The 12,870-nt window shown below is 66.6% G+C and carries 13 protein-coding genes; 8 read left to right on the top strand and 5 right to left on the bottom strand.

Features of this window, described 5'->3' with window-relative positions; all coding sequences use genetic code 11:
* Nucleotides 1-22: 22 nt before the first annotated feature.
* The gene (locus QXZ94_RS10695) at nucleotides 23-481 is read left to right on the top strand and encodes a hypothetical protein (RefSeq protein WP_172132090.1); all 459 of its coding nucleotides are present in this window, start codon (nucleotides 23-25) and stop codon (nucleotides 479-481) included.
* Nucleotides 482-583: 102 nt separating this feature from the next.
* Nucleotides 584-2,206 (top strand): ribosomal protection-like ABC-F family protein, encoded by a 1,623-nt coding sequence (abc-f, locus tag QXZ94_RS10690; protein ID WP_315720376.1) that lies wholly within the window; start codon nucleotides 584-586, stop codon nucleotides 2,204-2,206.
* Between the two features lie 29 nt (nucleotides 2,207-2,235).
* Here abc-f and QXZ94_RS10685 read toward each other — a convergent pair whose 3' ends face one another.
* The 3 genes from QXZ94_RS10685 to QXZ94_RS10675 all read right to left on the bottom strand — a co-directional run bounded on the left by QXZ94_RS10685 (nucleotide 2,236) and on the right by QXZ94_RS10675 (nucleotide 5,371).
* Nucleotides 2,236-4,332 carry a PAS domain-containing sensor histidine kinase gene (locus QXZ94_RS10685; protein ID WP_315720375.1) on the bottom strand — a complete coding sequence of 699 codons (2,097 nt, stop codon included), beginning with the start codon at nucleotides 4,330-4,332 and terminating at the stop codon, nucleotides 2,236-2,238.
* Nucleotides 4,333-4,525: 193 nt separating this feature from the next.
* Entirely contained in the window at nucleotides 4,526-4,771 is a 246-nt protein-coding gene (locus tag QXZ94_RS10680) for a hypothetical protein (RefSeq protein WP_172109516.1), read from the bottom strand.
* A gap of 165 nt (nucleotides 4,772-4,936) precedes the next feature.
* Complete coding sequence (locus QXZ94_RS10675) at nucleotides 4,937-5,371, bottom strand: DUF1810 domain-containing protein (protein ID WP_315726200.1); 435 nt, start codon at nucleotides 5,369-5,371, stop codon at nucleotides 4,937-4,939.
* A 225-nt stretch (nucleotides 5,372-5,596) separates the two neighbouring features.
* Here QXZ94_RS10675 and QXZ94_RS10670 point away from each other — a divergent pair, with 225 nt between their 5' ends.
* Both QXZ94_RS10670 and QXZ94_RS10665 read left to right on the top strand, forming a co-directional pair.
* Nucleotides 5,597-6,637, top strand: coding sequence for a DUF2778 domain-containing protein (locus tag QXZ94_RS10670; protein ID WP_315720374.1), 1,041 nt, complete (start codon nucleotides 5,597-5,599; stop codon nucleotides 6,635-6,637).
* 60 nt (nucleotides 6,638-6,697) lie between these two features.
* The gene (locus tag QXZ94_RS10665) at nucleotides 6,698-6,955 is read left to right on the top strand and encodes a hypothetical protein (protein ID WP_315720373.1); all 258 of its coding nucleotides are present in this window, start codon (nucleotides 6,698-6,700) and stop codon (nucleotides 6,953-6,955) included.
* Nucleotides 6,956-8,080: 1,125 nt separating this feature from the next.
* On the opposite strand, the gene QXZ94_RS10660 is transcribed toward QXZ94_RS10665, so the two are convergent.
* A complete protein-coding gene (locus QXZ94_RS10660) occupies nucleotides 8,081-8,548 on the bottom strand; it encodes a hypothetical protein (protein WP_315720372.1) in 468 nt (155 codons plus the stop codon).
* A gap of 338 nt (nucleotides 8,549-8,886) precedes the next feature.
* Between QXZ94_RS10660 and QXZ94_RS10655 the strand changes: the two genes are divergently transcribed.
* Both QXZ94_RS10655 and QXZ94_RS10650 read left to right on the top strand, forming a co-directional pair.
* Nucleotides 8,887-9,144: a hypothetical protein gene (locus QXZ94_RS10655; protein ID WP_246739045.1), complete on the top strand. Its 258-nt coding sequence runs from the start codon at nucleotides 8,887-8,889 to the stop codon at nucleotides 9,142-9,144.
* Between the two features lie 147 nt (nucleotides 9,145-9,291).
* Nucleotides 9,292-9,882, top strand: a complete 591-nt coding sequence (locus tag QXZ94_RS10650; RefSeq protein ID WP_315720371.1) for an NAD(P)H-dependent oxidoreductase — start codon at nucleotides 9,292-9,294, stop codon at nucleotides 9,880-9,882.
* A gap of 61 nt (nucleotides 9,883-9,943) precedes the next feature.
* Here the strand turns inward: QXZ94_RS10650 and QXZ94_RS10645 are convergent, their stop codons facing one another.
* Nucleotides 9,944-10,189 (bottom strand): hypothetical protein, encoded by a 246-nt coding sequence (locus tag QXZ94_RS10645; RefSeq protein WP_315720370.1) that lies wholly within the window; start codon nucleotides 10,187-10,189, stop codon nucleotides 9,944-9,946.
* 386 nt (nucleotides 10,190-10,575) lie between these two features.
* Here QXZ94_RS10645 and QXZ94_RS10640 point away from each other — a divergent pair, with 386 nt between their 5' ends.
* Together QXZ94_RS10640 and gabT are read left to right on the top strand one after the other, a co-directional pair.
* The gene (locus QXZ94_RS10640; RefSeq protein ID WP_315720369.1) at nucleotides 10,576-11,463 is read left to right on the top strand and encodes a LysR substrate-binding domain-containing protein; all 888 of its coding nucleotides are present in this window, start codon (nucleotides 10,576-10,578) and stop codon (nucleotides 11,461-11,463) included.
* 115 nt (nucleotides 11,464-11,578) lie between these two features.
* Nucleotides 11,579-12,868, top strand: a complete 1,290-nt coding sequence (gene gabT, locus QXZ94_RS10635; RefSeq protein ID WP_315720368.1) for a 4-aminobutyrate--2-oxoglutarate transaminase — start codon at nucleotides 11,579-11,581, stop codon at nucleotides 12,866-12,868.
* The last annotated feature ends 2 nt before the right edge of the window (nucleotides 12,869-12,870 follow it).

Genomic DNA, 12,870 nt, shown 5'->3' with positions numbered 1-12,870 from the left:
GATCTGAGAAGCGGGGGATCGAATGACGTATCGCAAGTGGGTTGTCGGCGTTGCGCTGGCCTGTTCGGTCGTGTCGCTCGCGGCGACGCCGTCGCGCTCCAACGCAGACCAGTATCTGCCGCGGCTCGGCGACATCATGAATCTGATCCAGGTCAGGCACGCCAAGCTGTGGTTCGCCGGACAGGCCAAGAACTGGGACCTTGCCGGTTACGAGCTCGCGCAGCTCAAGCAGAGTCTGACCGACGCGGCGATCTTCTATTCGGGTCTGCCGGTGAACAACGTGACCACCCTCAGCCAGCCGATCCAGTCGATTTCCGATGCGATTGCCGCCAAGGATGGCAAGCGCTTCGCCTCCGCGGTGACCGAGCTGACGTCCGGCTGCAATGCCTGCCACGCGACGATGGATCGCGGCTACGTCGCCATTCGCATCCCGACCGACAAGCCGTTCGGCAACCAGGATTTCCGGCCGCAGGGGCGGTGAGCGGGCGGGTTTCGGGCGCGAGTTGCGGTGCAAAATTGCGCCTTCCACCGGCGGCGCGCATCGACTAAGAGCGGCGGCAACCCGTCCACCGCCTGAGCCCTCATGATCCGCCTCGACAACATCAGCAAGCAAGTCGGCCACCAGATCCTGTTCATCGAAGCCTCCGCCGCCCTCCAGCGCGGCGAGAAGATTGGGCTCGTCGGCCCCAATGGGGCCGGCAAGTCGACGCTGTTCCGCATGATCTCGGGCCGTGACCAACCGGATGAGGGCCAGGTCTCGACCGATCGCGGCATTTCGATCGGCTATTTCAACCAGGACGTCGGCGAGATGTCGGGCCGCAGCGCCGTGGCAGAGGTCATGGACGGGGCAGGGCCGGTGTCGTCGGTCGCGGCCGAGCTCAAGGAGCTCGAGGCTGCCATGGCCGATCCCGATCGTGCCGACGAGATGGACGACATCATCGCCCGCTATGGCGAGGTGCTGGCGCGGTTCGAGGAGCTCGACGGCTACGCCCTCGACAGCCGCGCCCGCGAGGCGCTGGCCGGCCTCGGCTTCTCCGAGGAGATGATGGACAAGGACGTCGGCCTGCTCTCCGGCGGCTGGAAGATGCGCGTCGCGCTCGCCCGCATCCTGCTGATGCGCCCCGACGTCATGCTGCTCGACGAGCCGTCGAACCATCTCGACCTTGAGAGCCTGATCTGGCTGGAGCACTTCCTCAAGGGCTACGAGGGCGCGCTGTTGATGACGTCGCACGACCGCGAGTTCATCAACCGCATCATCAACAAGGTCATCGAGATCGACGCCGGCCAGCTCACGACCTATTCCGGCGACTACGACTTCTACGAGCAGCAGCGGGCGCTGAACGAGAAGCAGCAGCAGGCGCAATATGAGCGCCAGCAGGCGATGCTCGCCAAGGAGATCAAGTTCATCGAGCGTTTCAAGGCGCGGGCGTCGCACGCGGCGCAGGTGCAGAGCCGGGTCAAGAAGCTCGACAAGATCGAGCGCGTCGAGCCGCCGAAGCGCCGCCAGGCCGTGGCGTTCGACTTCCTGCCGGCGCCGCGCTCGGGTGAGGATGTCGTCGCGTTGAAGAACGTGTCGAAGAGCTATGGCAGCCGCCGCATCTATGAGGGGCTCGACTTCATGATCCGGCGCCGGGAGCGCTGGTGCGTGATGGGCGTCAACGGCGCCGGCAAGTCGACCTTGCTGAAGCTCGTCACCGGCACGGCCGAGCCCGACGACGGCTCGGTGACGATCGGCGGCAGCGTCAAGATGGGCTACTTCGCGCAGCATGCGATGGATCTGCTGGACGGCGACGAGACCGTGTTCGAGTCGCTGGAGCATTCCTTTCCGCAGGCAGGCCAGGGCTCCCTGCGCGCGCTGGCCGGCTGTTTCGGCTTCTCCGGTGACGACGTCGAGAAGCGCTGCCGGGTGCTGTCGGGCGGCGAGAAGGCGCGGCTGGTGATGGCCAAGATGCTCTACGATCCGCCGAACTTCCTGGTGCTGGACGAGCCGACCAACCACCTGGACATGGCGACCAAGGAGATGCTGATCGCGGCGCTGTCGAGCTTCGAGGGCACCATGCTGTTCGTCTCGCACGACCGGCACTTCCTGGCCGCGCTGTCGAACCGCGTGCTCGAGCTGACGCCGGACGGGCTGCACCAGTATGGCGGCGGCTATACCGAATACGTCGCCCGGAGTGGTCATGAGGCCCCGGGCCTGCGCAGCTGATCACGGATGCCGCCGCCGCGATCATGCGCTCAGCCCTCGATCATCTCTGACACGCGGCTGGCCAGCGCCTCGACGTCGAACGGCTTTGTCAGCACCTGCATGCCTGGCGCGAGCTGGCCGTTGCCCAGGATCGCGTTCTCGGCATAGCCGGTGATGAACAGCACCTTGAGATCGGCGCGGGTGGCGCGCGCCGCATCGGCGAGCTGGCGGCCATTCATGCCCCCAGGCAGGCCGACATCGGTGACCAGGAGATCGATGCGCGCATCGGATTGCAGGGCGGCAAGGCCGGTCGGTCCGTCCTTGGCTTCGATCACGGCATAGCCGCGCTCGTCGAGCACCTCCATCACCAGCATGCGTACCGTCGGCTCGTCGTCGACAACGAGGATGGTCTTGCCCGTCGGAGCCGATGCCGCGATTGCCGCACGGTCAGGATCCGCGGCGGCAGCTTCGCCGACATAGTGGCGCGGGAAATAGAGGCACATCGTGGTGCCCTGGCCGATTTCCGAATAGATCCGCACCTGGCCGCCCGACTGGCGTGCGAAGCCGTAGACCATCGACAGGCCGAGTCCGGTGCCCTGGCCGATCGGCTTGGTGGTGAAGAACGGATCGAAGGCGTGCTCGATCACGTCGGGCGTCATTCCGGTGCCGGTATCGGTCACGCAGAGCGAGATGTATTGGCCCGCCGGCAGGTCGCGCTCGCGCGCGGCGCGGTCGTCGAGCCATTTGTTGGCCGTCTCGATCGTGATCCGGCCGCCCTCGGGCATCGCGTCGCGGGCATTGATGCAGAGATTGAGCAGGGCGCTCTCGAGCTGCGAGGAGTCGATCAGCGCCGGCCACAGCCCGGCGGCCGTCACGACCTCCAGATGGATCTGCGGCCCGACGGTGCGGCGGACCAGCTCCTCCATGCCCATCACCAGCCGGTTGACGTCGGTTGGCTTGGGATCGAGCGTCTGCCGGCGCGAGAAGGCGAGCAGGCGATGGGTCAGCGCTGCCGCGCGCTTCGAGGCGCCCTGGGCTGCGGCGACGTAGCGGTCGACCTCGGTGAAGCGGCCCTGGCGCAGGCGGGTTTGCAGCATCTCCAGCGAGCCCATGATGCCGGTCAGCAGATTGTTGAAGTCGTGCGCGATGCCGCCGGTCAGCTGTCCGACCGCCTCCATCTTCTGCGACTGTCGCAAAGCCTCCTCGGCTTCGCGCAGCCGCGCCTGCTCGCGCAGCCGTTCCGTCACGTCATAGGCGAACTGATAGGCGCCGATCTGCTCACCCCTCGCGTCGCGCAACACCGAGAAGCGCAATTCATAGAAGCGACGGTCACGGCTGCCATCGCCGAATTCGCCGACCTCGACGAACTCCTCGCCCGCCAATGCGCGCGACCACACGGCGCGGACGGCGGCCTGGTGCTCGGGAAGATCCTTGAACAGCTCGAGCAGATGATCGCCCACCTTGGGCTGGACGCCGAAGATGCGCTGGAATTCCTGGACGGCGGCGCCGTTGATCGCGATCAGCCGGAACTGCATGTCGACCACCTGCACGAAGGCATTGGTGCCTTCGACGATGTCGGCGAGCAGCTTGCGCTCGGCGAGCGCCGCGACGACCCGCGCTTCCAGCGTATCGTTGATCTCCTGCAGCGCGGCTTCGGCGCGCTTGCGCGCCGTGATGTCCTGGAAGAGCACCGCGACCTGGCGCCTCGTCGCGGGCTCGACGCGAAACGCGGCCAGCTCCAGGTGGCGGCCGGTGGCGACGAGTTCGCGCTCGAAGCGGATCGGCTCGCCGGTGCGCAGCACGCCGCCATAGAGCTCGACCCAGCCGTCGGCCTCGCCCGGCACCATCTCCCGCACCTTCTGCCCGACCACGTTCGGGATGCCCGCATGCAGGGCATAGGCCGGATTGGCCTCGACGTGGACGTAGTCGCTCAGCGGCCCATGCGGGCCGTCGAAGAACTCGATGATGCAGAAGCCTTCATCGATCGAGTTGAACAGCGTCCGATAGCGTTCCTCGCTCTCGGCCAGCGCCGTCTCGGCCCGTGCGCGCTTGCCGGCATCGGCGGCAAACAGCGCCTTGAGCCGGGAATTCTCACTTTCGAGCTCCTGCAGTTGCCGGCGGAGCGCCTCGATCTCCGGGGAACTCACGCTGCAAGGGCCTCGGCACGTTTGAAGATCAGCAGGGGGGCAAGGGGCATGAGCAGCTCGATGTGGAGATCGACTGACAACATACCATGTCAACGCCGCCTGCGGTACGCTCCCCTTTGATGGAACTTGCGGGATGGTTGTCGAGCCCCGCCGGCGTCTTGGCGGGGCGCTCGTGTCGTCGCTCGCCTGTGGGTCAGCCGCCGGCCTCGCACTTCTTCATGAAGCTGGTCTTGGCGGCACCGGAGAGCTTCTTGCCGTCGGAGCCGACCGCCTTGGTCTCACAGCTCTCGGCCATGCACTTCTTCATGAACGAGGTCTTGGCCGCTCCGGCCAGCGCCTTGCCGTCCTTGCCGACGGCCTTGGTCTCGCAGCTGTCCTCGGCGAAGGCGGAACCGGCGGCGAAGGTCGCGAGCGCGGCAATCAGGAAAAACTTCTTCATGAGCGTGTCTCCTCAGGGGGAACAATGCGGCGGATGGGAGCCGTAAATCTTGGCGCGATCAAGTTTCCTGTTCGGCTATCACCTGAAATACGGCTGCACGGCCTGCCAACTCATCAGCATGCTACCGGTGACGCCGGTGTGACGTGCTCGACGAGGCGCCCGCCTTCATCGCATCCCGCGCTGCAGAAAGGCCAATGTCTCGGGATCTCGCGCGCCATCGCAAGAGCGGTCGAGCGCGGCCGCGAACTCCGCGTTCGGGGCGATCGAATCAAACAACGTCATGCAGGATCTGAACTTGACGTCGTCCGGCGAGCCGAGGATCGCGCGGAGCGATTTGTTGCTCACGGCCAGCACGAGGCGGGTGCATTCGCGCAGGCGCGGTCCGAGCACGGGATGATCGAGATAGGCTTCGGCCTCCGCGCGAGAGCGGATGGCATAGCGCTGTGCCATCGCGGAGTGGCCCAGCCCTTCGACCTGGGGAAAGATGAACCACATCCAGTGAGTTTGCTTCCGCCCCGCCGCAAGTTCGGCGGTCACGCGCGAATATATCGAATTCTGTGCGTCGACAAATCGGTTGAGGTCGTGACAATCGGCATTCATCATTTCCTCCAACTACCTGAATTATCGAAACAATCGATTGGCCTGCCGGTCCGGAGCGGTCGTGTATCCGCCCGACTCCGGCGGCGGCGCCGGAGCAATCCGGGCTGGTCTTTGTCTAGATTATGCCGCACTCTTGCCATCCTATGTCATGACGGGTCGAATCGTACCCCTTGGGGTCGGACACCTTCCACGGGTGCTCGAAAAGGGGGGTATATCGGGGACGTGATGGCTTCCAGTGAAGCAAGCGTAGACGTTCTGTTGTCGCAAGGCCGCTTCGGGCGCTCCGAAGCGATCGCACTCGTGCTTGCAGCACTGGCGATCGCGGCGGGCGCAGCGGCATGGATCGATGCGACCAGCGAGCAGCCGCCGGTCGCCACGGCCGCCCTTCCTGCGACCGCCGCGCCCGCCATGACCTTCGAGACCCGCTTCGCGCCGGCTTCCGCCTCGGCGACGGCCTATTCGGAAAAAGACGCTATCCGGGCGCTCGACCGTTTCGCCTTGCGCGGCATCGACCGCCAGCTGCTGGACGCCCGGGCGGCGCTGGTGAAAGGCATGGAGTCGCGCGATGCCGGCGCGCGTGACCTCAACGGCAGCGACTGGCGGCCGACCCTGACGGAAGGCAACACGGTCGCAATGCCCGCGCCGGGCGTGCCGCTGCCGCGGCCGCGCCCATCGGTGGCCAACCTGCCGACCAGCCTCGTGTCGGCCAGTGCGCCCGAAGCGGTCGGCCGCGTCGATGACCGCTCGATTCTGCAGAAGCTGTCGGACATGTTGCCGAGCCCGACCAAGTTCGCCTCGCTCGGGCCCGATAGCGGCATCGTGCGCTCCGGCGTCGATCTCGGCGCGCTCGGCTACGAAAAGACGGCCGTCTACGACATCAAGGCCAAGATGGTCTATCTGCCCTCGGGCATCGGCCTCGAGGCTCACTCCGGCATGGGCAACCTGCGCGACGACCCCGAGCACGTCAATCAGCGCATGGTTGGCGCGACCCCGCCGGCCACCTATGACCTGAAGCCGCGCGAGAAGCCGTTCCACGGCGTGCGCGCCCTGCGCATGAACGTCGTCGAGGGCACGACGCTCGGCCGCAGCGGATTGCTGACTCACCCCTATATGCTGGGTCCGGAGGGCGATTCGAACGGCTGCGTGTCGATCAAGAATTACGATCGCTTCCTGAAGGCGTATGATGACGGCGAGTTCAACCGACTCGTCGTCGTCGTCGGGCTCGAGGCTGGCACCCCGACGCGGACCGCGCAGAAGACCGAGTGACGCATCGTCACCGGGCGCGACCGCGGCGGCGCCGCCTGTCGCATCTTCCGGAAGGTCCTCATGATTGATCCCGCAAAGTCGGAAACGCGTCTGCGTACAACGTTCAACATCAAGGTGAACGGCAAGCCGGTCGTGATTTCGACGGTCGGGCAGGCGCATCAATTCCTCACCAGCCTCAACGCCGTCGAATGGATGGAGTTCAAGTCGCTGCACGACACGGCCATGGCGGCGCTGCAGGACGCGGCCGACAACGCCATCATGACGGTGCAGGCGACCAATGCGGTGCGGACCTTGTTCGTGAGTGCCAAGCTGTTGTGAGTGTGGGGGGATGGTGCCAGGGGCTGACATTGCTTGCTTCTGCCTGCGTTGACCCTCCGCTCCCGCTCCAAACTCACTGTCATCGCCCGGCTTGACCGGGCGATCCAGTATTCCAGAGGCGGCTGCGAGTCCTCGATGGGCCGCGGAGTACTGGATGCCCGCCTTCGCGGGCATGACGGCGGTAGGTGGAGTGCCATCTCGCCTCCTCTTGATGCCGGGGCGCGCGCGCAAGCGCGAGCTATGATGCGCAATTGCGCATCTGCGCATCCATAACCACGAGTGGCAGATTGAGGCGGGCGTATCGCTCCGTCGTGCTCCGCAAGTTCTGCTGCGGCGTATGGATTCCGGGCTCGCGCTCCGCGCACTCCGGAATGACAGGGAGTTTGTGGAAGCGTTGCTCCGCTCATGACCTCACCTCTCGCAGAACTTGCGATATGTGCGCATGCTCCCGCGTTCTCGCGACGCGCGGCGTCCGAGTGATCCGTTCGTTTTGCCCTCGTCATGAACAGAGGGCGCGGGGAATGCCGGGCTGCTGGCCGCAACCCATGGCCCGCCTGCAGAAAAAAGCAGGCGGCAGTCACCACAGGTTCAGCCGACAACCGGCATTCCCCGCGCGATGGTCTTCACGGCTGCTTCGCGCGCTCCCCGGTGCGCCGGGCGTTCTGGTCACCGTGCACGATGACGCGCTTTGGGCGCGCCACCGCGGGGGCATCAGCGTCGGGATGCCAGGACCACGCGACTTGACCGTACGCGACGCCAGCGTTCGTCGGCGCAAGATGCGCTGCGCTGCCATCGCGTCCACCGCTCCTCCCGCTCCACGTCCGTGACGACCGCGAACCGCCCCTCCTGCGAGCGGGAGATGACGCGACAAGAGCATCGATTTGGATTTAGGAAAAGCAGAATATTTCAACGGCGGGACTGGACAGACCAAATCAGCTTGATCCGTATGGAGAAAATTGTGTTTGCGGGAATCCCGGATTCAGGGTCGCTCCCCCCGGGATGCGCGATGGTGGTGGGAGAATTCGCGCTGAGTCGCCCGACGGGCATCGGCCAGGCTGTGGGGCTGCCGCTCGATTCGTCTACGAAGCGCGACATCGCCGGGGGCGCTGCGGCGCGGCCATATTGCTAGTCGGCCATCGCCTCGGCCTCGATCACGATCTCGTCGCGCTCGACCTTCTCGGCGGGGGCGCCATTCGCTGTCTCGGCCGTCTCGAAATCGTCCTCGGCGATCTCCTGCACCTCGGCCTCATCGCCCCCGGCGGCCGCCGCTGTCTCGACCTGCTCGGCGGCAAGCTCGGCCGCCACCACGGCTTCCGGCTCGGCGGCGTCGGCAGCGGGCTCGCCGAACAGGTTCGGCCCCGGGATCGTGGTCGGGACCACCGGCCGCGACTTGGCCTTGTACCAGGACGAAAATTTCTGGGTGAGGGTGGCTTCGAAATCGGCGAGCGGCAGGGTGTTGCCGTCCTCGTCGGTGATGACGACCTGCCAGCCTTCGGCCTCCATCACCTGCGCATTGGCGATCACGATCAGCGCGCTTTCGCGCTGCTTGCGGATCTTCTGCGACTCCCGCTCGGCGATCATCGTGTACGCCATGACTCAACTCCCAACCATCGACTCTGGGGACGATGGCCCGAAGCACCATCGGTTCGTCGTCACTACGCCGCGAGAGTGTGAGCGCCGCTGGGCCGGATTGCGTTCGCCTAATGACAATTTGGCGGCGCCTCACAGGTTCCGGCGACGGCGTGGGAGTCGAAGATGCAACAGCCGGCAAAATAGTGGTGCAGCGAGACGCGCGCTTGTTGAAGGCGCGCAGCGACGTGTCATCATTCGATTCTGCGGCGGCAACTGCTTCGCGGCAATGCGAGAGCAGCGGGTGAACCGGACAAACAGCGGGCGAATTGGGGACACTGATGCGAACTCATCTGTTCAGGATGCGGAACTTGAATGTGGCAATGGCAGGGCTTGCGCTGGCCATGGTCGCCAGCCCGCGCGCGGGCCACGCCTTTACCGAGGACGACCAGCGGCGGCTGTGCACCGGTGACGTGTTTCGGCTGTGCTCGTCCGAGATTCCCGACCGCGACCGCATCATCGCCTGCATGATGAAGCAGCGCGCCAGCCTCAGCGACGGCTGCCGCAGCGTGTTCGGCCGCCCGTCCGAACGCTCGGCCTCGGCCACGGTGACGCGCTAGCGTCCCCGCCAGCTTCGACAACGACGCGCCGCCGGTTGGCTGGGGACCGACCCGCGGCGTCATGCCGATCTTCGATGATACCGATGCTTCGATGACAATGTGGGCGTGGTAGACTGGCACGGATCATCCGGCCAGGAGTTGACCGCCATGAGCACCCGCATCCTTGTCCTCTACGGCTCCTACCGCTCCGACCGGATGGGCATCCGGCTCGCGCAATTCCTCGTCGATGGGCTGCGCGACAAGGGACAGGACGTCGAGCTGATCGACGCCAAGGCGGTCGGCCTGCCGATGCTCGACCGCATGTACAAGGAATACGAGCCGGGCGAGGCGCCGGCGGCCATGACCGAACTCGCGGCCAAGATCCGCGCGGCCGACGGCTTCGTGTTCGTGACCGGCGAATACAATTGGGGCATGCAGCCGGGGCTCAAGAATCTCACCGACCACTTCCTCGAGGAATGGTTCTGGCGCCCGGCGGCGATCGCGAGCTACTCCGCTGGCCGGCTGTCCGGGGCGCGCGCCGCCACCGCCTGGCACGGCACGTTGTCGGAGATGGGCATGGTCGTGGTGTCGAGCACGCTCGCGGTGGGCCCGATCGGACAGGCGCTCTCGACCGATGGCAAGCCTACGGGCGATGCGGGTCAGTCGCTGGCGCGCGCGTTTCCGCGCTTTGCCGACGATCTGTTGTGGTGGGTCGAAGCCGGCCGGGAACAGCGGGCGCGCAAGGCGCCGCCTTATTGAGCGCTGCGATCTCGATGCAAGCCGGAGCGCGGGGCGCGCGCGCCGGCCAACTTGCGTCCAGCTAGCGCGCGGCGTTGCTCGGCGTGTTGGTCACCGACTGCTGGCGCCGCGGCGCGGCCGCCGTCTGCCCCTGGCAGGGCAGCTCCTTCCAGGTTCCATCAGGGTCTTGCTGGTAGGCGCGGCACGGCGTTGTCGAGGCGGATTGTTCGTCCGCCCTGGCCGTCTGGGAATTCTTCGCCAGTGCGGGAGCTGCCGTGGCGACGATGGCAGCCAGCGAACCGACGAAGATCACGGGGGTGATCCGCATGTGGGGTTCTCCTGCTCGAAGCACCGCCGATTCAAAGTTGGATTGTGGAAACATTTGGGCAAAATCTTCTGGTCCCAGTCCGACGGCTAACGATTGTTTGCCGAGGCTTCCTCGACGTTAACCCGCCTGCCTGGTTGGGCTGGCGGACCCCGGACTGTGGCATCATCTAGGCTGGCGCCGCCGCATTGCTGGGGCTAAGAGCGGAGCTGACGCGCGTGAGCGCCCTCATCGCCACGCAGCCCTCCGACCGGGGCGGCTGCGTTCGGTCAACGGACGTCGCCAAGGTGGCCGGCGCTCCGACATCAGCCGCGGCAACGACAGATCGTGGCGGTTCGCTGCAAGAGCGGGCGAGGGCGTGGATCGCGCAGGCTGACAATTGTGCGATCATGACGCGACCCCGACTGCCCTCTCTCATCGCGCTGCGTGCCTTCGAGGCCGTCGGCCGCAAGGGCAGCGTGCGCGCCGCCGGCGACGAGCTCGCCGTCAGCCACACCGTCGTGTCCCGCCATCTCCAGAACCTGCAGCGCAGCCTGGGTGTGGCGCTGGTGCGCGCCGAGGGCCGGGGCCTGGCGCTCACCGAGGCCGGACGCCAGTTCCATGCCGAGGTCACCCAGGCGTTCGACATCATCGCCCGGGCCACCACGCAAGTGCGGCCGGTGGCGCGAGCGACCCTGAACATCTGGTGCATTCCCGGCCTCGCCAACCGGCGGCTGCTGGCGCGGCTGCCCGAGCTGAGCGGACCGCCGCGCAACTGGGACATCAACCTGCAGCCGACGCTCGCGCATCCCGACCTGCCGCGCGGCGAGGCCGACGCCGAGATCGTCTATGCCGAGGCGATCGAGCCGAACGGCAGCGTGATGGCCGAGGCGCTGGTGCGGCCGCGCGTGTTTCCCGTCGCAAGCCCGGCCTATCTGGCGCGCTTCCCGGCGATCGCGGCGCTCACGGGCCTCGCCAAGGCCTCGCTGATCCACGAGGAGTCCACCGCGCAATGGGAGCGCTGGTTCGAACTGGCGGGACTGGACCAGCCGATCAGCTTGCGCGGCCAGCGGCTGTGGCATGCGCATCTGGCGATCGAGGCGGCGCGCATCGGGCAGGGCGTCGCCCTCGCCAACGAGGTGCTGGTCGCGGAGGACATCCGCAGCGGCGCGCTGATCGAGGTGTTGCCGTCGACGGTTCACATGGGCGCCTATCAGCTCGTCGCGCTCAGGGAGCGCTGGGACGAGCCTGCCATCGTGGCGCTCCGCGCCTGGCTGAAGAAGGTGCTGGCTCCGTAGCGGCGCATCGGTGGCTGTCTGGTGCCTTGAAGTCACCTGTCGGGCGGAACAAGCTGATTGATCACGCCGCTGCCTGGCCTAGCCTGCTGCTCAAATCCCGCACGAGAGGTGAGCCATGGTAGCGAATTTGGCTGCGAATGAAGAACTGCTGGCGCGACGACACGAGGCCGTGGTCAGGGGCGTGAGCTACGCGACGCCGCTGTTTGCCGACCGCGCTCTCAACAGCGAGGTCTGGGACGTCGAAGGCAAGCGCTATGTCGACTTCGCCGGCGGCATCGCCGTGCTCAACACCGGCCATTGCCATCCGCACATCGTGGCCGCGATCCGCGCCCAGCTCGACCGCTTCACCCACACCTGCTTCCAGGTGCTGCAATACGAGCCTTATGTTCGCTTGAGCGAGCGGCTCAATGCGCTGGCGCCGATCTCGGGACCGGCGAAGTCGATCCTGCTGACGACCGGCGCGGAGGCGACCGAGAACGCCATCAAGATCGCGCGCGCCGCCACGGGACGCAGCGGCATCATCGCCTTCACCGGCGCCTTCCACGGCCGCACCGCGCTCGCCAACGCCATGACCGGCAAGGTGATGCCCTACAAGAAGCCGTTCGGGCCGCCGCTGCCCGGCGTCTGGCACGCGCCGTTCCCGATCGCCGGCAGCAACGTCTCCGTCGAGGACACGCTGTCCTACATCAACTTCATCTTCAAGGCCGACATCGACGCCTCGCAGGTCGCGGCGATCATCATCGAGCCGGTGCAGGGCGAGGGCGGTTTCCACCAGGCGCCGCCGGAGCTGATGCGCGGCCTGCGCCGGATCTGCGACGCCCATGGCATCGTGCTGATCGCCGACGAGGTGCAGACCGGCTTCGGCCGCACCGGCAAGATGTTCGCGATGGAGCATTACGACGTGCAGCCGGACCTGATCTGCGTCGCCAAGAGCCTCGCCGGCGGCATGCCGCTGTCCGGCGTGATCGGCCGCGCCGCGATCATGGATGCGGCCGAGCCGGGTGGCCTCGGCGGCACCTATGGCGGCAATCCGCTGGCCTGCGCCGCGGCGCTCGCCGTGCTCGACGTGTTCGAGCAGGAGAAGCTGCTCGACCGCGCCAATGCGATCGGCGAACGGCTGAGGGCGGCGATCGAGCGCTTCTCGCGCGCCAACAATCTGGTTCCGGTTTCCGGGCCGCGCGGTCCTGGCGCGATGGTTGCATTCGATATTCTCAAGCAGCGTGGCAGCGACGAGCCGGATGCCGAGATGACCAAGCGCGTGACCCGCGTGGCGCACGAGAACGGACTCATTCTGCTATCCTGCGGCGTGACTGCGAGCACCATCCGCATTCTCGTGCCGTTGACGGCGTCGGACGCGATCGTGGACGAGGGGCTGGCGATCCTGGAGAAATGCCTGGCCGCGTGACG

This window comes from Bradyrhizobium sp. SZCCHNS2022, from assembly GCF_032377575.1.
In the GTDB taxonomy this organism is placed as follows: domain Bacteria; phylum Pseudomonadota; class Alphaproteobacteria; order Rhizobiales; family Xanthobacteraceae; genus Bradyrhizobium; species Bradyrhizobium aeschynomenes.
Note: the sequence above shows the minus strand (reverse complement) of the source record. Positions and strands in the feature narration are given on the sequence as shown.